This window comes from Nonomuraea angiospora (assembly GCF_014873145.1).
In the GTDB taxonomy this organism is placed as follows: domain Bacteria; phylum Actinomycetota; class Actinomycetes; order Streptosporangiales; family Streptosporangiaceae; genus Nonomuraea; species Nonomuraea angiospora.
In genome coordinates this window covers 9,769,508-9,787,764 of record NZ_JADBEK010000001.1, presented here as the reverse complement: position 1 = coordinate 9,787,764, position 18,257 = coordinate 9,769,508, and the positions used below count along the sequence as shown (strand labels likewise).

Here is an 18,257-nt window from a genome sequence, read left to right as displayed (position 1 = left end):
CGCGGTCACCGGGAGACCTCATGCTGCGAACGAACAAGCTCGTCGGGCCGCTGGTCGCGGCCCTGCTGCTGACGACCGCCTGCTCCGGCGAGGAGCCCGGCTCCGCCACGGGGCCGAAGGGCGTCGTCAACATCGACATCCACGGCTGGGTCGGGTACGAGGCCCAGGCCGCCGTGCTGGCGTACCTGCTCGAGCACGAGCTGGGCTACTCGGTGCACAAGCGGACCATGAAGGAGGGCGACTCCTGGGAGGATTTCGAGGAGGGCAAGGTCGATGTGATCGTCGAGAACTGGGGCCACAACGACCTGAAAAAGAAGTTCATCGAGCAGAAGAAGGTCGCGCTGTCGGCCGGGCTCACGGGGAACCAGGGCGTCATCGGGTGGTACGTCCCCGAGTGGATGGTCAAGAAATATCCCGACATTACGGACTACCGAAACCTCAATAAGTACGCGCACCTTTTCCGGACCGACAAAACCGGAAATGCCGGACAGGTTCTGGACGGAGATCCGACATTCGTGACGAATGACGAGGTCCTCATCAAGAACCTCGGGCTCAATTACCGGGTCGTCTACTCGGGCAGCGAGGCGGCGCTGATCAAAGCGGCCGAGTTCGCCACCAAGAATCGGACGCCGCTGCTGATGTATTTCTACGAGCCGCAATGGCTGTTCACCAAGGTCAAACTGGTCAAGGTGGCGCTGCCGCCCTACGCCCTGGGCTGCGACGACGACGCCAAGCGGGTCGCGTGCGACTACCCGCCGTACCTGCTCGACAAGATCGTCAGCAAGAAGTTCGCGCAGACCGGCGGCAAGGCGTACGAGCTGGTCCGCAACTTCACCTGGACCAACGACGACCAGAACTCCGTGGCCAGCGACATGATCAACGAGAAGATGACCGCCGAGCAGGCCGCGGAGCGGTGGGTGCGGGACAACAAGATCGTGTGGAAGGACTGGATCCCGCGCTGAGGGACGGCGATCGAGGCGGCATGGGTGACAGTCGTTTCAGCCTAGGCTGAACCCATGGCTCCTTCCGACGACCGCGAGCGGACGCTCGAGTGGGTCGAGCGCGTGGCGACGTTCTGCGGCGAGGCCTGGGGCCTGGCGCCCATCACCGGCCGCGTGCTGGGCTGGCTGCTGATCTGCACCCCCGCCGAGCAGTCCGCCGGCGAGATCGCCGACGCGATCGGGGCCAGCCGGGCGTCCATGACGTCCAACCTGCGCCTGCTGACCTCCATCGGCCTCGTCCGGCGGCGCACCCGGCCGGGCGAGCGCACCACGTACTACCGCATCGAGGACGACGCGTTCGAGAAGGTCGTGCGGCAGCGGCTGGCCTCGTTCGCCGCGTTCGGGGAGATCGCGGAGGAGGGGCTGGAGCTGGGCGGGGAGGACGAGGAGCGGATCCGGCGGATCCGCTCGGCCCAGCGCTCCATCGCCCTGCTCACCCAGCGGGTGAGGTGACGCCCTACCGGTCGAGCCGCTGGTAGAGGCGTACCGACAGGACGAAGAAGACGGCGGTGATCACCAGCGGCCAGAACACCGCCATCAGGACGGCGTGCTGGGCCACCCAGGAGTCGCCGCCCCAGCCGGGGTTCCCGAAGAGCTGCCTGGCCGCCGCCACCGTGGACGACAGCGGGTTCCACTCCGAGATCGCGCCCAGCCAGCCCGGCATCGTGCCGGGGGCGACGAAGGCGTTCGACAGGAAGCCGACCGGGAACTCCAGCACCTGGATCGCCACCACCCCGCCCGGGTCCCTGAGCAGCAGCCCCAGGTACATGCCGGCCCAGAGCAGCGCGAAGCGCAGCAGGAGCAGCAGGCCCACGGCGCCCAGCGCGCCCGCGAAGGAGGACGGCCGCCAGCCCACCGCCAGGCCGCAGACCAGCAGCCCGGCCAGGATCAGGACCGAGTTGAGCAGGTCGGCGACGGCCCGGCCGATCAGCACGGCCGAAGGCGCCATGGGCATCGAGCGGAAGCGGTCGGTGACGCCCTTGGAGACGTCGGTGGCGACGGCGATCATGGTGGCGCTGAGACCGAAGAGCATCGTCATGCCGTACATGCCGGGCATGAGGAAGGCGAAGTAGTCGGCCCCCGCGGGCACCTTGACCGCGCCGCCGAACAGGTAGCCGAAGGCCAGCGTGATCACCACGGGGAAGAGGATCCCGAACACGACCGTCATCGGCTGGTTCGCCCAGTGGATCAGGTCGCGGCGGGCGACGGTCCAGCCGTCTGCCAGAGCCCATCTCATACGGCGCCCCCTCGGCGGTCGGTGAGGTTCAGGAAGACTTCGTCGAGCGTGGGGCGGCGCACCGCCACGTCCTCGGCCTCGATCCCGGCCGCCGCCAGGGCCGCGAGCGCCTCCGTGAGCGCCCGCACCCGGTCGCTCACCGGCGCGCTCACGTGCCTGGTGTCCCGATCGACCTCGGCCGGCCCCGAGGCCGCCCCGCCGACGATCCCGGCGGCCTCGTCGAGGCGCGCCGGGTCGTGGATCACCACGTCGAGCCGGTCGCCGCCGAGCTTGGACTTGAGCTCGTCCGGCGTGCCCTCGGCCACCACCCGCCCGGCGTCGATCACCGCGATCCGGTCCGCGAGCTGGTCGGCCTCCTCCAGGTACTGCGTGGTCAGCAGCACGGTGGTGCCGCCGGCGACGAGGTCGCGGACCGCGCGCCAGATCTCCGTGCGGCTGCGCGGGTCCAGCCCCGTCGTCGGCTCGTCGAGGAACAGCACGGGCGGCGCCAGGATCAGGCTGGCCGCGAGGTCGAGCCTGCGGCGCATGCCGCCCGAATACTCCTTGGCCGGCCCCTTGTGGTCCAGCCCGAACCGCTCCAGCAGCTCATCCGCCCTGGCCCGGGCCCGCGACGCGCCGAGGTGGTGGAGGCGGCCGAACAGCTCCAGGTTCTGCCGCCCGGTCAGGATCTCGTCCACGGCGGCGTGCTGGCCGACCAGGCCGATGCTGCGGCGTACCTGCCGGGGCTGGGTCGCCACGTCGAACCCCGCCACCTCCGCGCGGCCGCCCGAGGCGCGCAGGAGCGTGGTGAGGATGCGGACGGTCGTGGTCTTGCCCGCGCCGTTGGGGCCGAGCAGGCCGCAGACCGTGCCCTGGCCCACGTCGAGGTCGATCCCGTCGAGCGCCGCCTTGTCGCCGTACTTCTTGCGCAGGTCCTGCGCGAGCACCGCCGGCATGCGTGTCCCCTCCCCTAGTTCCGTACGCTGTACCGTACAGCATACGGTTCACGACGGCAACCGTACGGTGTACCGTACGTTTGTGACCGTTGAGTACTCGGGGAAGGGCGACCCCGCGCGCAGCCTGGCGCTGCTCTGGCGCACCAGCGAGCGCGCCAGCCGCAAGGGCAAGCCCGAGCTGAGCGTCGACCGCATCGTGCGCGCGGCCATCGAGGTGGCCGACGCCGAGGGGCTGGCGGCGCTGTCCATGCGCCGCGTGGCCGAGCGGCTGGGCGTCGGGACGATGTCGCTCTACACGTACGTGCCGGGCAAGCCCGAGCTGTTCGACGTCATGCTCGACACCGTCTACGGCGAGACGGCCAGGCCGGACGACGTGCCCGGGGGCTGGCGGGGCCGGCTGGAGCAGATCGCCAGGGAGAACTGGGCCCTCTACCTGCGCCATCCGTGGCTGCTGCAGGTGGCGGCGAGCCGCCCGGTGCTCGGGCCCAACGTCACGGCCAAGTACGACTACGAGCTGCGCGCCGTGGACGGCATCGGGCTGACGGACCTGGAGATGGACTCGGTGATCACGCTGGTCAGCGGGTTCGTGCACGGGGCGGCGCGCGGCGCGGTCGAGGCGGCGCAGGCCGAGAGCCTGACGGGCATGACCGACGAGCAGTGGTGGGCCGCGCACGCACCCTTCCTCAGCCGGATCTCCGACGCCGCCCGCTACCCCACGGCCGCGCGCGTCGGCCAGGCGGCGGGCGAGGCCCTCAACGCCGCCTACAGCCCGGAGCACGCCTTCGAGTTCGGCCTGGAGCGCGTCCTCGACGGCGTCGAGGCCCTGATAAACCGCCGCCCAGCCTGACAGCTCAGCCTGAAAGGGCCCTTTCGTAGGCCATCAGGGTGTCCACGAACATCCGCCGCTGCTCCGGCGTGAGCGGCTCCAGGGCCTCGCGCCACGCCTTGGCGCCGTAGCCGAGCCACTCGTTGATCGACTCCTGGTGCCGGTCCGCGATGCTCACGATCGTACGGCGCCGGTCCGCGTCGTCCTCGCGCCGGTCAAGGACGCCCTTCCTGCTCAGGTCCCCCACCATCAGGCTGACGGTCGCGGGCGCCACCTCCAGCCGGGCCGCCAGCTCGTTCACCGTCATCGGCCCGTCGAACAGCAGGTAGGCCAGCAGCGACAGGTGCCGGGGCGCCAGGGACAACGACTGCAGCTCAGGGGGCACCCCCAGCCGTTTGACCCGCCCCACCATGCGCGGCATCAGCAGCAGCAGCGTCCTGATCCCGTCGTCCACGCTCAAGCCGTCTGTTGACATGTCCAACACCTTGATGTCTAAATTAGCTTTGCTTGCAAAGCAAATACGAAGCCTCGTCCAAGGATATGACGTGACCGATTTCAATCAGCAGGTGATCGAGGAGTTCCGGGCGAACGGCGGCAAGGTGGGCGGCATGTTCGAGGGCGCTCCCCTCGTGCTGCTCACCACCACGGGCGCCAGGACGGGCCGGCGGCGCACCAACCCGGCCGTCTACCTGAGGGACGGCGAGCGGGTCCTGGTGTTCGCCTCCAACGCGGGCGGCGACGCCCACCCGGCCTGGTACCACAACGTGCTCGCCAACCCGAGGGTCGTCGTCGAGCTGGGAGCGGACCGGTTCGCGGCCCGGGCGGCGCCGCTCGAAGGCGAGGAGCGCGACCGCCTGTACGCCCGCCAGGCCGCGATCGACCCGGCCTTCGCCGCGTACCAGGAGAAGACCGAGCGCGTCATCCCGGTCATCGCGCTCTACCCCGAGCGCGAGCGGCTGGAGGCGTTCGGGGACGAGCTGGCCAGGATCCACGAGCACCTGAGGGGCGAGCTGGCCAAGGTCCGCCAGGGGGCGCCCGCCGGCGACCTGCGGGCGCACTGCCTGGCCTTCTGCGACGCGATGACCTTCCATCACAACGGCGAGGACCGGGTGGCGTTCCCGCATCTGGAGAAGCTCTTCCCCGAGCTGAAGGAGCCGCTCGACCGGCTGCGCGCCGAGCACGCGGTGATCGCCGAGCTGGTCGCCGAGCTGCGCGAGGCCCCCGGGCCGGCGACGCTGGAGCGCATCGCCGGCGAGATGGAGGCCCACTTCGCCTACGAGGAGCAGCAGCTGGTGCCGGTGCTCAACTCGCTGGAGAGCGTTCCCTGGAGCTAGCGCACGGGCGCGGCACGCAGCCGTACGACGTGCTCCACCAGCGAGATCAGCGTCGCCTTGACCGACTCGCGGTTGCGGGCGTCGGTCCGCACGATCGGCACGTGCGGCGACAGCGCGAGCGCCTCCCTGACCTCCTGTTCGGCGTGCGGGAACTGCCCGTCCCAGCCGTTGACGCCGACCACGAACGGCAGCTTCGCCTCTTCGAAGTAGTCGATGGCGGGGAAGCTGTCGGCGAGCCGGCGGGTGTCGAGCAGCACGACCGCGCCGATGGCGCCGCGTACGAGGTCGTCCCACATGAACCAGAACCGGTGCTGCCCGGGCGTGCCGAACAGGTAGAGGATCAGGTCACGGTCGAGCGAGAGGCGGCCGAAGTCCATGGCCACCGTGGTGGTCTGCTTGTTGGGGGTGAGACCGAGGTCGTCGATGCCCGCGGACGCGTCCGTCATCACCGCTTCTGTGGTGAGCGGAAGGATCTCGGACACCGCCCCCACGAACGTCGTCTTACCGACGCCGAACCCACCGGCGACGACGATCTTCGTCGACGTCAGCCCGGGGCTAGAGCCTGCGTAGTCCACTGAGCACCCTTTCGAGCATGTTGAGGTCTGGCTGTCCCTGGCTGAGGCGTGGCTGGTGCAGGCGGACGAGTCCTTCGTCGGACATGTCCGCCACGAGCACCCTGGCCACGCCCAGCGGGACGCGGAGCAGGGCCGAGATCTCGGCGACCGACCGGAACGACCTGCACAACTGCATGATGGCCTCCTGCTCGGGGGTGAGCATGGCCATCTCGTCGTCCGGGATCGACATCGACGAGATCAACGTCTCCATCGCGAGGTGATAGCGCGGCTCGGATCGGCCGCCCGTCACCGCGTAAGGACGGAACAGGGGCTCTTCGTCCCCGGCTCCGTCAACGCCGTACACGGCCCTCTCCCATCAGTTCCATCACATCACCGGGTCCTGGCGGCCTGGAGTTCAGCCCGCAGGGCCGGCGTGAGCGCCTGCCCGGCCCGGTCGACCAGCAGCGTCATCTGGTACGCCACCAGACCCATGTCACAGTCGGGGCCCGCCAGCACCGTCAGGACGGAGCCGTCGCTGATCGCCATGACGATGAGCAGGCCGCGCTGCATCTCGACAACGGTCTGCGTCACAGAACCGCCCTCGAACACCCTGGACGCTCCCACGGTCAGGCTCAGCAGGCCCGCGGAGACCGCGGCGAGCTGGTCGGCCCGGTCCGGCGGGAAGCCTTCGGAGGCGGCCAGGCACAGGCCGTCGGCCGAAACGACGACGGCGTGCGCGACTCCGGGCGTGTTACGCACGAAGTCGGTGATCAGCCAGTCGAACCTGTGCGCCTCGTGGCTAAGGGTTGTCACGCATCCTCCCCGGCGGGACGCTCACTCACTCTGTTCCTCCTGTCCACGTACTTCCTGGCGGCCCCGTCGCACACCCTGCTGGTAACTGGCCATCCGGCTACGCATCCGATCCGCCGATACGGGCGGCATCGGAGCCGGCCGCTGCGGCTGCTGCGGCTGCGCCTGCTGGTTCGCCGTACCGGGAACCAGGTTGGCCTTGGGGGTGCGCTTCGGTAGCCCGGCGGCGGTCATGCCGCCGAGGCTGGGCTCGGCGGCAGCGGCCGCCGCGCGCCAACCGGCGTCGGCCGCCGTTCGCCACGCTTCCTCCCCAGAGGGTACGGCTTGCGGGGGCTTGTCCTCACCATCTCCGGGCACCTGCGGCGCCGCCTCCTCCGGCGGCCTGCGGAACCAGGCGGACTCCACGGCCGCGAAGATCGGCAGGAACTCCTCCTGCTCCGGCTCCATCGGCGACACCTCGACGGAGGGCGTCGGGTCGGGCCGGCGCACGTCGTTCGTGGGGTACGACGGGGGCGGCGCAGGCGTCTGGAACGCGCCATTTCCGGATGGGTAGGAGCCCGTGTTCGGGAACGACGGGTAGACGCCGGAGTCGAGCGAGTGCGTCTGCCTGCGGTAGGAGCCGCCGTCGGTGTCGGCGGTGAACCCGTTCACGCCCGCCCTGCCGGGGTCGGAGTGGTACGGCCCGCTGTCGAACGAGCGCGGTCCCGGCGGCGTGCTCTCGGGGGTCTGGAAACTGTGTCTGGGGGCGGGCCCGTCGGGACGCCGGCCGCCGTCGAAGGAGTCGAAGCTGCCGAACGACCTGAACGTCCCGTTCTGCACGGGCGGGCTCGCCGGAGTGGGCACGGTGCCGCCGCCGAACGCGGGCCGCTGCGGCAGCGGCTGCTGCTGCGTGCCGTCGGCGATCAGCGTGGGCGGGAGCAGCACCATCGCGATCAGGCCGGCGCCGTCGCCCCTCCTGAGCTGGACCCGGATGCCGTGGCGCAGCGCCAGGCGGCCGACCACGAACAGGCCCATGCGCCGGGAGACCGACACGTCCACGACGGGCGGCTCGGCCAGGCGGCGGTTGGCCTCGGCCAGCTCCTCCTCGGTCATGCTGATGCCGGTGTCGCTCACCGACAGCAGCGCGCCGCCGCCCTCGATGAGGCTGCTGGTGACGACGACCTGGGAGTTGCTCGGGGAGAACTGGATGGCGTTCTCGACCAGCTCGGCGACCAGGTGGACCAGGTCGTTGGCGGCGCTGCCGAGCACGGAGGTGGCCCGGTGCACCTTGACCTGGACGCGCTCGTAGCCCTCGACCTCCGACAGCGCGGCGCGTACGACGTCGACCAGCTTGGCCGGCTGGCTGCGCCGGCGGGTGGCCTCGTGTCCGGCCAGGACCAGGAGGTTCTCGGAGTTGCGGCGCATGCGGGTGGCCAGGTGGTCGAGCTTGAACAGGTCGGCCAGCCGGGTGCCGTCCTGCTCGCCCTTCTCCAGGCCGTCGATCAGCGAGATCTGCCGCTCGACCAGCGTCTGGGTGCGGCGCGAGAGGTTGACGAACATCGAGCTGATGTTGCTGCGCAGCTCGGCCTCCTCGCCCGCCAGCCGCACCGCCTGCTGGTGGACCTGGTCGAAGGCCCTGGCGACCTCGCCGATCTCGTCGTTGCCTTCGACCTCGATCGGCCGTACCTCGCCGGCGGACGCGTCGCCGCTGGCCCGCAGCCGGTGCACCACGTCGGGGAGCCGGAAGCCGGCCACCTCCAGCGCCTCGGTGCGCAGCCGGCGCAGCGGGGTGACCATGGAGCGGGCGATGGCCACGGTGAGCAGCAGGACCAGCAGCAGCAGCGCCAGGATCAGGATCCCAGCGACGATCGCGTTGCGGATCTCGGCCTCGCGCAGCTCCTTGCTGCGCAGGCTCACCTGGCCGGCCAGCTCCTTCTCGATGCCGTGCAGCACGTCGACGGCCACGGAGTTCTCGTTGAACCACTGCTCGCGGCTGCCGTTGGCGGAGATCAGGTTGTCGCTGATCCGGACGCCCGGCGCCCGGCCGCTGGCCAGCGTGATCGCGCGCGCCTTGGTGAGCTGGACGTTGACGTACTCGGGCTGGGAGGTGAGCGCCTTGGACAGCTGGAGCCCGACCTCGACGCCGGCCTCCGCGCCGACCTGGGAGATGTCGCTCTGCTCGCGGGCGTTGGAGGCGATGAACTGCTCGACCTCCTTGGCGTCCACCCGCCGGGTGTCGTAGGAGGCCTGGAGCAGCTGGACGCGCTGGCGGGAGACCTCCTCCTTGGCCGCGGCGAGCGCGCTCAGGGCGCGGAACTGGCCGATGATCTGCGGGTCGTCGGACAGCAGGCTCAGCTCGTCGTGCAGCTTGAGCAGGGTGTCGGTGAGGAAGTCGTACCGGATGGTCTCGGTCTGGCCCTCGGCGCGGATCCTCGGCAGCCGGCCCAGGTCGTACCGCACCTGCTGGGCGGCTTTGACGATGCGGGGGCCGTAGGAGTCGTCGATGGTGTCGAGGTCGGCGTTCACGGTCTTGACCAGCGCGTCCACCGCGGCCTTGCGCTCCGCGAGCGGCTGGGCGAGCTTCTTGCGCATGGCGCGGTTGGCGCCGATCCAGCCGCCCGTGTCACGCTCCAGCCCGATCGCCTGCAGGAGGTCGCGGATATGGGTCGCCTGCTCCGCCCCGGTCGCCGTGCGGTCGTAGTCGCCGATGCTCTGCACCGATCCGACGACTCGCGCTCCCCCGAGCACGACGCCGGCGATGGTGGGCACCAGGATGAGGGCGGTGAGCCGCCACCGTACGCGCCAGTTTCTCAGGCCCAGGCGTGGCAGTGGCCGCTTCGCGCGGTCCCGCTTCACGGCTGGGCCGCTGTCGGAGTTCCCCGTCACTGCTTCCGCTACCCCTCAATCGTCCCGTCCCCGACGGGCCTTCAAGCCGTCCACAAGGTATCCGCAGCTTCTGACTTACCGGGCATTTCGGACACAATCGTTACACATGTGACCGGTAGTCGTGTGCTGTTGGTTATCGCAGTGCGGCCAGGACTTGATCGCGGACTTGCGCCCTCTGTGCGGCGTCGCTGAGGGGGCGACCGGCGCGATCCACGACATAGAAGACGTCCACCGCCTCCGCGCCGAGAGTCTCCACGCGAGCGGCCCTCACGTCAAGACCGCACTCGCCGAACGCCCGCCCGATACGCCACAGAAGCCCCGGCCTGTCATGGGCCCTGACTTCCACCACGGTGGCGGTCGCGGAGGCGTCGTCGACCAGTGTCACCCGAGGTGGGGCCACAGGTACGCGGGGCGGGCGCATGGCCCGCGCACGGCGGGCCAGCCGCTGCTCGATGTCAAGACGGCCGGCAAGGACGAGACGGAGGTCGGACTCCAGGGTCGCGGGGTCGGGCGGGGAACCGTACTCGGGGATGACGGAGAACTCGATCACCGCGGTGGAGCCCGCGGAGGCGGACGAGGCGGAGCGCACGATGAGCCGGTGCGCGGACAGCACGCCGGCGGCGCTCCAGAGCAGCCCCACCCGGTCGGGGGCGACGACCGTGACGGCTCCCCCGTTGACGCGGACGGCCCCGCCGCCGTGCCGGGCGAGCGCGGTCTGGTCGGCCGACAGGGTCGGCGGCTTGGGCGGCGGCGAGCCGGCCAGCACGGACCTGACCCGGCGCACGAGGTCGGCGACGAGCCCGGCCTTCCAGCTGTTCCAGGCGGCCGGCCCGGTGGCGTGGCCGTCGGCGATCGCGAGCGCGGCCAGCAGGTCGAGGACCTCCCGGGTGCCGACGGTGGCGGCGACCTTCTCGATCGTGACGGGGTCGTCGAGGTCCCTGCGGGTGGCGGTCTCGGGCAGCAGCAGGTGGTGGCGTACGACGGTGGCCAGGGTGTCGACGTCCTGCGCGGGCAGGCCGATGCGGGTGGCGATGTCGCGGACCACGACCTCGCCGGTGGCCGAGTGGTCCCCCGGCCAGCCCTTGCCGACGTCGTGCAGGAGCGCGCTGATCAGCAGGAGGTCGGGACGGGAGACCTCGCGCGTGTGGCTGGCGGCGTTCGCGGCGGCCTCGATCAGGTGCCGGTCGACCGTGAAGCGGTGGATCGGGTTGCGCTGGGGACGGTGGCGTACGCGTTCCCAGTCAGGGAGCAACTTGACAAGGATGCCCGCCTGGTCGAGCTCCTCCCACACGGGCACGGCGGCGCGGCCCGCGCCGAGGATCGACACCAGCGAGTCGCGTGCCTCCTCCGGCCACGGCACCGGCATGGGAGGTGACTGAGCTGCGAGCACGGACACCGTCGCCGGGGCGAGCGGCAGCCCGGAGTCGGCCGCCGCGGCGGCGGCGCGCAGCACCAGCACGGGGTCCTTGCGCGGGTCGACCCCCCTGGCGAGCACCACCTCGCCGGCGTGCTCGACCACGCCGTCCGCCAGCGGGCGGCGGCCTCGGGGAGCGGGGCCTGACAGGAGCCTGTCAACGGTGCGCCAGGTGCCGTCGAAGGCGTGGGAGACGGTACGGCCCGCCTCGGCGAGCCTGCGCATGAGCGCCTCGGCGTCGAGCAGGCCGAGCACCCCCGCCACGGCGTCCTGCTCCTGCAGCACCAGCCGGTCGGTGCCGCGGGCGGTGACGACGTGCAGCGCGTGCCGCACGTCGAGGATGAACTCGTACGCCTCGCGCGCCCTGGGGCCGGGCGCCGAGGCGACCCAGGCGGCGGCCACCGCCTGCATGGCCTGGACGTCGCGGAGCCCGCCGCGCCCGTCCTTGAGATCGGGTTCGAGCAGGAAGGCCAGCTCGCCGCTCACCTGCGCCCGCTTGTCGGCCGCGTCACGCAACTCGCCGAGCCGGCGCCGGGAGTCGGCCCGCCACTCGGCCAGCACCGCCTCCCTGGCCTTCCTGGTCAGCTCGGCGTCACCGGCCACGTGCCTGGCCTGGATGAGGCCGAGCACAGCCTTCAGGTCCTGCCTGGCGACGCTCACCGCTTCCTCGACCGTCCGCACGGAGTGGTCGAGGTTGACCGCGGAGTCCCAGACCGGATACCAGATCCGGTCCGCGATCCTGGCCACGTCGGCCCGCCCGTTGTGCAGCAGGACCAGGTCGAGGTCACTGCCCGGTGCGAGTTCGCCCCTCCCGAGGCTCCCGACGGCGACCAGTGAGACGTGGTCGCCGTCGCTCGCCGTGCGGAAGAGATCCTTGAGCCAGCGGTCGGTGTCCGCGGTCCGCTCCTTGCGGGCCGCGGCGAACGAACGGGCCTCTCCCCTCAAAGCTGTGCCCCCTTGCTGGGCTCAGCCCGGACGCCGTCGTCCGGGCGTCGCCGTGGATACGTCGTATCGGCCGAGCCCCGCCGGGTCACAGGGCCTCAGGACCCCGCTCTCCCGTGCGGACACGGACGACGGTGTCCACCGGGACGGACCAGACCTTGCCGTCGCCGATCTTGCCGGTGTGCGCCGCCTTGACGATGACGTCGATCACGTCCTCGGCGTCATCCTCTTCGGCGAGGACCTCCAGGCGGACCTTCGGCACCAGGTCGACCTGGTACTCGGCGCCGCGGTAGACCTCGGTGTGGCCGCGCTGGCGACCGTAGCCGCTCGCCTCGCTGACCGTCATTCCCTTGATGCCGAACTGTTCCAGTGCGGCCTTCACGTCATCCAGCTTGAAAGGCTTGATGATCGCGGTGATGAGTCTCATGCGTCCACCTTCTTAGCTGCCGGGGCGGTGGGCCCGTTGGGGGAGGTCACGCCGGAGGCGTAGACCGTGCCGAGGTCGTACCCCGTCTCGGCGTGCGCGGTGACGTCGATACCGGTGCGCTCGTCCTCGGCGGAGATCCGGAAGCCCATCGTCCTGTCGATGATCTTGCCGAGAACCCAGGTGATGACGAAGGAGTAGCCGCCGACCGCGACCGGGCCGAGCACCTGCAGGCCCAGCTGGCCGAAGCCGCCGCCGTAGAACAGGCCCTTGCTCTGCTGGTCGAGGAAGGGGTACGCGGCCAGGAAGCCGAGCGAGACGGCGCCGATGACGCCACCCACCAGGTGCACGCCGACCACGTCGAGGGAGTCGTCGAAGCCGAGCTTGTACTTCAGCCCGACGGCGTAGGCGCACAGGACACCGGCGAGCAGGCCGATGAGCATCGCGGCCCACGGGTCCACGAAACCACAGGCGGGGGTGATGGCGACCAGGCCGGCGACCGCGCCGGAGGCGACGCCGAGGCTGGTGGCGTGCCCGTCGCGCAGCTTCTCCACGACGAGCCAGGCGCCCGCGGCGACCGCGGTGGCGATCTGGGTGTTCATGAACGCCAGGCCGGCCGTGCCGTCGACGGCCAGCTCGGAGCCGGCGTTGAAGCCGAACCAGCCGAACCACAGCAGGCCCGCGCCGAGCAGGACGAACGGCAGGTTGTGCGGCCGCATCGGCTCCTTGCGCCAGCCGACGCGCTTGCCGAGCACGAGACACAGGGCCAGGCCCGCGGCACCGGCGTTGATGTGGACGACCGTGCCGCCCGCGAAGTCCTCGATGCCCATCGTGTTGAGCCAGCCGGTGCCCCACACCCAGTGGGCGATCGGGAAGTAGACGATCGTCGCCCAGAGGACGGAGAAGACGATCCACGCCCCGAACTTCGCCCGGTCCGCGATCGCGCCGCTGATCAGCGCGACGGTGATGATGGCGAAGGTCAGCTGGAAGGCGGAGAAGACCAGGCTCGGCATGCCGGTGCCGTCGGTCTTGGTGGCCGTCTCCACCAGACTTTGCAGGCCGAGTGCGTCGAAGCCGCCGACCACGTTGTTGATCGCCGAGCTGGGGTTGTCGGTGAACGCCAGCGAGTGCCCGAACAGCACCCAGGCGATGGTCACCGTGATGATGGCGCCGAACGACATCATCATCATGTTCAGGACACTCTTGGCCCTGGTCATGCCCCCGTAGAAGAAAGCGAGACCCGGAGTCATCAGCAACACCAGCGCGGTGGCCGCGAGCATCCAGGCTGTGGTGCCGCTATCGATCTTCACGACGCGACCCTCCTTACATGTGACGTGTGGCCACAGCGTGTTCGTCCGGGGTTTCATGACTCGACCAGGCGTGTTTCACATTCGTGAATCTCGCCACACTGGTGTTTCGGACGCGTTTCGGTGTTCTCACTCCTCCCATTTCGGCTCAGCAATATCGGCCATGAGATACTTAGGTTTGCCTAACCTTCGATCAAGGAATGCCGATGCGTCTTCGCCTGGCCGTCGCCGCCATGCTCCCCCTCCTCGCCCTCGCCGCCTGCGGCACTTCCACGTCCTCGCAGGAGGCGGGACCGACCCGGACCGTCAAGCACGCCATGGGCGAGACGAAGGTGCCGATGACCCCCAAGCGGGTGGTGGTGCTCGACACGGACAAGCTCGACACGATGGTCTCGCTCGGCCTGGCGCCCGTCGGCGCGGCACAGGCGTCCCAGAACCAGAAGTGGCCCGCCTACCTCGGCTCGGCACTGTCGGCCACCAAGGCGGTCGGCACCACCCAGGCCCCCAACATCGAGGCCATCATGGCGCTCCAGCCGGACCTCATCCTGGGCAGCAAGTTCCGGCAGGAGGCCTTCTACGACAAGCTCAGCAAGATCGCGCCGACCGTGTTCACCGAGAAGGTGGGCATCACCTGGAAGGACAACTTCCTGCTCGACGCCGAGGCGCTGGGCAAGAAGGACCAGGCCCAGCAGCTGCTGACGGGTTTCGAGACGCGGGCCAAGGAGGTGGGCGCGAAGTTCTCGAAGCTGAAGGTGAGCATCGTGCGGTTCATGCCCACCGAGATCCGCATGTACGGGCCCGAGTCCTTCAGCGGCATCGTGGTGGGTGACGCGGGCATCCAGCGGCCCGAGGCGCAGCAGCTGGCCGGCCAGGCCGACAAGCGCTTCGGCAAGCTGAGCCAGGAGAACATCGCCCAGGCCGACGCAGACGCGATCTTCTACACCGCGTACGGGGAGGCGGCCGTCAAGTCGCAGACCGCGGTGACCGGCGGGCCGCTGTGGAAGAACCTCGGCGCGGTCAAGTCGAACAACGCGCACAACGTGGACGATGAGATCTGGATGACCGGCATCGGCGTCACGGCGGCCGGCAAGATCCTGGACGACCTGGTCAAGTACCTCACGCCGCTGGCGTCGTAGGTCACGTCAGGCGTACCCGGTCGCCTTTCCTGACCCTCCCGGGCCGCACCACTCGCGCGTACACCCCCGCGCAGGGCTGCGGCCCCATCTCGAACACGGGCACCCGGTTGTGCCCGGCCACCGTGCGCAGCGCGTCGGCGTCGCGCCCGAGGCTCCCGTGTTCGAGCGTCGGCACCGCGCAGCGCGGGCTGGCCACGATCACCGCCAGCACCACCTCCTCACCGACGCGCAGCTCGCGTCCCACCCAGTCGTTCTCGACGAACCCCTCCGCCACCGTCCCGATCACCAGGTTGGGCCGGTAGCGGAGGGCCTCGACGGTGCCGCGCGGGCCGAGCGCGCCGATCCGCGCGATCGCCGAGGTCGTGATGAGGTGGATCGGGGCGAAGTCGAAGAACGTCCCGGCGGGCGAGGCGCCGCCGAGCGTGCCGACGGTGTAGGGGACCTCCGCCTCGATGCCCTCGGCCAGCACCCGTTCCGGGACCGAGCGCTCGAACTCGGCGCCGTCCGGAGGCACGCCGATCAGCCGCACCTCGCGCCCGAGCCGCGACGACAGCTCCTCGTCGCCGGGAACCGCGGTGCCGTCGATCGTGAGCAGGCCGCGCCAGAGGCGGGGGTTCTTGGCACTGGCGATCTTCCCGGTCGCGACGTCGAGCACCGCCCGCGCCCGGTCCCCGGCCAGCCCGCGCTCGCTCACCTCGCTCTCGGTCAGCTCCTCCCCCAGCATCGACTTGACGGGGTAGCGACGCAGCGCCTCCAGGTACATGGGGCGATCTTACGGCTGCGCCCAGAACCGCCTGAGATGCGGCACCAGCTCATCCGCCCGCTCGTCGGGGAAGAACAGCCGCCCGCCCTCGATCTCGACGATCTCCTTGACGCCGGGGATCGTGTCCCGCAGCCAGCGGGCCCAGCTCACGTCGAAGAACACGTCTCCCGTGCCCCAGACCAGGAGCGTCGGCACGGTCAGCACGGTGAGCCGCGGCTCGATGGCGATCATGTCCTTGGCGTCGATGGAGGTCAGCAGGCGCTCGAAGGCGCGGCCGCCGCCGGGCTTGGCGAAGATCGGCCGCAGGTACGCCTCCACCAGCGCCGCCGGGTCGTCGATCCGCTCGTAACCCTCGCCGTACGCGGTCTGCGCCAGCAGCTCCGGCTGCTCCAGCACGAGCGCGGTGAGCGGGGCCAGCTCGCCCCTGGCGGCCAGGTCGACCGTGGGCTTGAACGCCTCGGGCGGGGTGTTGGTGTGGACGTCGCAGTTGGTGAGGGTGAGCGTACGCAGGCGCTCGCGGTGGCGTACGGCGAAGACCTGGGCGACGGCGCCGCCGGTGTCGTTGGCGACGAGATCCACGTCGGCGAGCCCGAGCCCCTCGCACAGCTCCTCGACGGCCTCGGCCAGCGCGGGGATCGACAGGTCGTCGCGCGGTGCGCTGCCGCCGTGCAGCGGCAGGTCGACGGCCACGCAGCGGCGCTCGTCGCGGAACGCGGCGATGACGTTGCGCCACAGGTAGGAGCTGGTGCCGACGCCGTGCACGAACAGGCTGACCGGCCCTTCCCCCACGTCGACGTAGCTGAGGCCTTCCATGGAACCCTCCTCGGGCAGATTATAAACCGACTGTCGGTCTACGAAATTACCGACTGACGGTCGGTTTGTCTATGGTGGTTCCATGAACCTCAAGGCGGAACGCGGCGCGGCCACCCGCGACAGGGTCCTGGCGATCGCCACGCGGCTGTTCGCCGACCGGGGCTACGACGACACCTCCATCGAGGTGGTCCTGCAGGAGTCGGGGCTGAGCCGGGGGGCGCTCTACCACCACTACGCCGGCAAGGACGCCCTCTTCGAGGCGGTGCTGGAGGCGACGGAGTCGGCCATCGGCGGCAAGATCCGGCAGGCCGTCCGCGGCATCACCGACCCGGCGGCGGCCCTGCGCGCCGGGGTGCTGGCCTGGATCTCGCTCGCCGGGGACCCGGTCATCCAGCGCATCGTCCTCATCGACGCGCCCGCGGTGATGGGCTGGGAACGGTGGCGGGCCATGGAGGAGCGCTACTCATTCGGGATGCTGAAGGCGGCGCTGGGGGCCACGGGGGCGGTGCCGGCCGAGTTTTTGGACCTGCACGCGCACATGCTGCTGGCGGCCGTCAACGAGAGCGCCCTCATGGTGGCCCGCGGCGGCGACCACACCACCGCGGTGGCCGCCGTCGAAGAATTCCTCCGCCGCCTCCTCCAGCCCTAGAACGCCGCACCGCCGCGCCCCGCACCGCCGCAATGCCCGAGCGTCCTACGACCCGCCACACCGCGCCCGCGCCCGCGTCCGCCACGCGCGCCCGCTCCCGCGGCCGTCACCCCGAAGCGCCGCGTCGGCGGGATGTGGCACGGCGGAGACCGGCGCATCACAGCGCCGCCCAGCCCGACAACGCCCGCACCGCAACAACGCCCAAGCGTCATACAGCTCGCCACGCCACCCGCGGCCGTCACCCCAAAGCGCCGCGTCGGCGAGGCGTGGCAGCACCCCTCAGGCGGCCGGCCCCAGGGTCAGGCGGCCGCGGTGGCCATTTTGCGGAGGCGGGCCAGAGCGTCGCGTTCGATGCGGCGGGCGCGGTCGCGGCCGATGCCGTAGCGTTCCCCGACCTCCGTGAGCGTGTGCTCGCGCCCGTCCACCAGCCCGTAGCGCCACCGCAGCATCTCGCTGGTGTCGCCCTCGAGCCCCGTCAGCCACTGGTCCAGCCGCTCGCGCTCCAGGATGTCGATGGCCTGCTGCTCGGGATCGGCCCACGTCTCGTCGGCGATCATGTCGCCGAGCTCCGTCTCGTCCTCGTCGCCCACCCCGAGCTGGAGCGAGACCGGGTCGGAGGCCCAGCGCCGCAGCTCGCGTACGCGCTCGATCGGCAGGTCGAGGATCTCGGCGAGATCGTCGTCCGTGGGCTCGGCGTCGAACTCCGCCAGCATGTCGCGGCGGACCCGCATCAGCCGCGTCATCTGCTCCCCCGCGTGCGTGGGCAGGCGCACCGGGCGGGCCTGCTCGTGGATGGCACGCCCCACCGACTGCCGGATCCACCACGTCGCGTACGTGGAGAACTTGTACCCCCGCCGGTAGTCGAACTTCTCCACCGCCCTGACCAGCCCCAGGTTCCCCTCCTGCACCAGGTCGATCAGCGGCATCCCCCGCCCCGAGTATTTCCGGGCCACCGCCACCACCAGGCGCAGGTTGGCCTGGATGAACTCGTCCTTCGCCCGCTGGCCGGAGATCGCCAGGCGCTCCAGCTCCTCGTCGGCCGCGTCCCCGATGCGCGGCTCCGAGCCCCCGCTGTCGAGCAGCTGCTCGGCGAAGAGACCCGCCTCGATCCGCTTGGCGAGCTCCACTTCCTCCTCCGCCGTGAGCAGCGGGACCCTGCCGATCTCAGCCAGGTATGTCCCCAGCAGATCGCGCTCGGCGATGTGCTGCTCCTGCGTGCGACTCCCCGTAGGCCTTGCCATCCCCGC

19 protein-coding genes are annotated in these 18,257 nt (G+C 70.7%); 6 read left to right on the top strand and 13 right to left on the bottom strand.

Features of this window, described 5'->3' with window-relative positions; all coding sequences use genetic code 11:
• Window positions 1-20: 20 nt before the first annotated feature.
• Together H4W80_RS45185 and H4W80_RS45180 are read left to right on the top strand one after the other, a co-directional pair.
• Window positions 21-962: an ABC transporter substrate-binding protein gene (locus H4W80_RS45185; protein ID WP_192790686.1), complete on the top strand. Its 942-nt coding sequence runs from the start codon at window positions 21-23 to the stop codon at window positions 960-962.
• Window positions 963-1,016: 54 nt separating this feature from the next.
• The gene (locus H4W80_RS45180; protein ID WP_192790685.1) at window positions 1,017-1,454 is read left to right on the top strand and encodes a GbsR/MarR family transcriptional regulator; all 438 of its coding nucleotides are present in this window, start codon (window positions 1,017-1,019) and stop codon (window positions 1,452-1,454) included.
• A gap of 4 nt (window positions 1,455-1,458) precedes the next feature.
• On the opposite strand, the gene H4W80_RS45175 is transcribed toward H4W80_RS45180, so the two are convergent.
• Together H4W80_RS45175 and H4W80_RS45170 are read right to left on the bottom strand one after the other, a co-directional pair.
• Window positions 1,459-2,238 carry an ABC transporter permease gene (locus tag H4W80_RS45175; RefSeq protein ID WP_192790684.1) on the bottom strand — a complete coding sequence of 260 codons (780 nt, stop codon included), beginning with the start codon at window positions 2,236-2,238 and terminating at the stop codon, window positions 1,459-1,461.
• Window positions 2,235-3,173: an ATP-binding cassette domain-containing protein gene (locus H4W80_RS45170; protein ID WP_192790683.1), complete on the bottom strand. Its 939-nt coding sequence runs from the start codon at window positions 3,171-3,173 to the stop codon at window positions 2,235-2,237. The genes H4W80_RS45175 and H4W80_RS45170 overlap by 4 nt, the downstream gene beginning before the upstream one ends.
• An 82-nt stretch (window positions 3,174-3,255) precedes the next feature.
• Here H4W80_RS45170 and H4W80_RS45165 point away from each other — a divergent pair, with 82 nt between their 5' ends.
• Complete coding sequence (locus H4W80_RS45165) at window positions 3,256-4,020, top strand: TetR/AcrR family transcriptional regulator (RefSeq protein WP_318787352.1); 765 nt, start codon at window positions 3,256-3,258, stop codon at window positions 4,018-4,020.
• Between the two features lie 4 nt (window positions 4,021-4,024).
• Here the strand turns inward: H4W80_RS45165 and H4W80_RS45160 are convergent, their stop codons facing one another.
• Window positions 4,025-4,474 (bottom strand): MarR family winged helix-turn-helix transcriptional regulator, encoded by a 450-nt coding sequence (locus H4W80_RS45160; RefSeq protein ID WP_192790681.1) that lies wholly within the window; start codon window positions 4,472-4,474, stop codon window positions 4,025-4,027.
• A gap of 70 nt (window positions 4,475-4,544) precedes the next feature.
• Here H4W80_RS45160 and H4W80_RS45155 point away from each other — a divergent pair, with 70 nt between their 5' ends.
• Window positions 4,545-5,333 (top strand): nitroreductase/quinone reductase family protein, encoded by a 789-nt coding sequence (locus H4W80_RS45155; protein ID WP_318787351.1) that lies wholly within the window; start codon window positions 4,545-4,547, stop codon window positions 5,331-5,333.
• Here H4W80_RS45155 and H4W80_RS45150 read toward each other — a convergent pair.
• The 7 genes from H4W80_RS45150 to H4W80_RS45120 all read right to left on the bottom strand — a co-directional run bounded on the left by H4W80_RS45150 (window position 5,330) and on the right by H4W80_RS45120 (window position 13,652).
• The gene (locus tag H4W80_RS45150) at window positions 5,330-5,908 is read right to left on the bottom strand and encodes a GTP-binding protein (RefSeq protein ID WP_192790679.1); all 579 of its coding nucleotides are present in this window, start codon (window positions 5,906-5,908) and stop codon (window positions 5,330-5,332) included. The two genes, H4W80_RS45155 and H4W80_RS45150, sit on opposite strands and share 4 nt — an antisense overlap.
• The gene (locus H4W80_RS45145; RefSeq protein WP_185071484.1) at window positions 5,889-6,251 is read right to left on the bottom strand and encodes a DUF742 domain-containing protein; all 363 of its coding nucleotides are present in this window, start codon (window positions 6,249-6,251) and stop codon (window positions 5,889-5,891) included. The genes H4W80_RS45150 and H4W80_RS45145 overlap by 20 nt, the downstream gene beginning before the upstream one ends.
• Before the next feature lie 26 nt (window positions 6,252-6,277).
• Complete coding sequence (locus H4W80_RS45140) at window positions 6,278-6,700, bottom strand: roadblock/LC7 domain-containing protein (RefSeq protein WP_192790678.1); 423 nt, start codon at window positions 6,698-6,700, stop codon at window positions 6,278-6,280.
• 21 nt (window positions 6,701-6,721) lie between these two features.
• A complete protein-coding gene (locus H4W80_RS45135) occupies window positions 6,722-9,532 on the bottom strand; it encodes a sensor histidine kinase (RefSeq protein ID WP_192790677.1) in 2,811 nt (936 codons plus the stop codon).
• Between the two features lie 163 nt (window positions 9,533-9,695).
• Window positions 9,696-11,921, bottom strand: a complete 2,226-nt coding sequence (locus H4W80_RS45130; RefSeq protein ID WP_192790676.1) for a [protein-PII] uridylyltransferase — start codon at window positions 11,919-11,921, stop codon at window positions 9,696-9,698.
• Window positions 11,922-12,006: 85 nt separating this feature from the next.
• A complete protein-coding gene (locus H4W80_RS45125; protein ID WP_192790675.1) occupies window positions 12,007-12,345 on the bottom strand; it encodes a P-II family nitrogen regulator in 339 nt (112 codons plus the stop codon).
• Window positions 12,342-13,652, bottom strand: a complete 1,311-nt coding sequence (locus H4W80_RS45120; protein ID WP_318787350.1) for an ammonium transporter — start codon at window positions 13,650-13,652, stop codon at window positions 12,342-12,344. Before H4W80_RS45120 ends, H4W80_RS45125 begins: the two co-directional genes overlap by 4 nt.
• A 203-nt stretch (window positions 13,653-13,855) precedes the next feature.
• On the opposite strand from H4W80_RS45120, the gene H4W80_RS45115 reads away from it, so the two are divergent.
• Complete coding sequence (locus tag H4W80_RS45115) at window positions 13,856-14,785, top strand: ABC transporter substrate-binding protein (RefSeq protein ID WP_225964007.1); 930 nt, start codon at window positions 13,856-13,858, stop codon at window positions 14,783-14,785.
• A gap of 1 nt (window position 14,786) precedes the next feature.
• On the opposite strand, the gene H4W80_RS45110 is transcribed toward H4W80_RS45115, so the two are convergent.
• Complete coding sequence (locus tag H4W80_RS45110) at window positions 14,787-15,548, bottom strand: MOSC domain-containing protein (protein ID WP_192790672.1); 762 nt, start codon at window positions 15,546-15,548, stop codon at window positions 14,787-14,789.
• A 9-nt stretch (window positions 15,549-15,557) separates the two neighbouring features.
• Window positions 15,558-16,361, bottom strand: coding sequence for an alpha/beta fold hydrolase (locus H4W80_RS45105; RefSeq protein WP_192790671.1), 804 nt, complete (start codon window positions 16,359-16,361; stop codon window positions 15,558-15,560).
• Window positions 16,362-16,443: 82 nt separating this feature from the next.
• Here H4W80_RS45105 and H4W80_RS45100 point away from each other — a divergent pair, with 82 nt between their 5' ends.
• On the top strand, window positions 16,444-17,010 hold the full coding sequence (locus H4W80_RS45100; protein WP_192790670.1) for a TetR/AcrR family transcriptional regulator: 567 nt from the start codon (window positions 16,444-16,446) through the stop codon (window positions 17,008-17,010).
• Between the two features lie 299 nt (window positions 17,011-17,309).
• Here H4W80_RS45100 and H4W80_RS45095 read toward each other — a convergent pair whose 3' ends face one another.
• On the bottom strand, window positions 17,310-18,251 hold the full coding sequence (locus H4W80_RS45095) for a sigma-70 family RNA polymerase sigma factor (RefSeq protein WP_192790669.1): 942 nt from the start codon (window positions 18,249-18,251) through the stop codon (window positions 17,310-17,312).
• Window positions 18,252-18,257 lie beyond the last annotated feature (6 nt).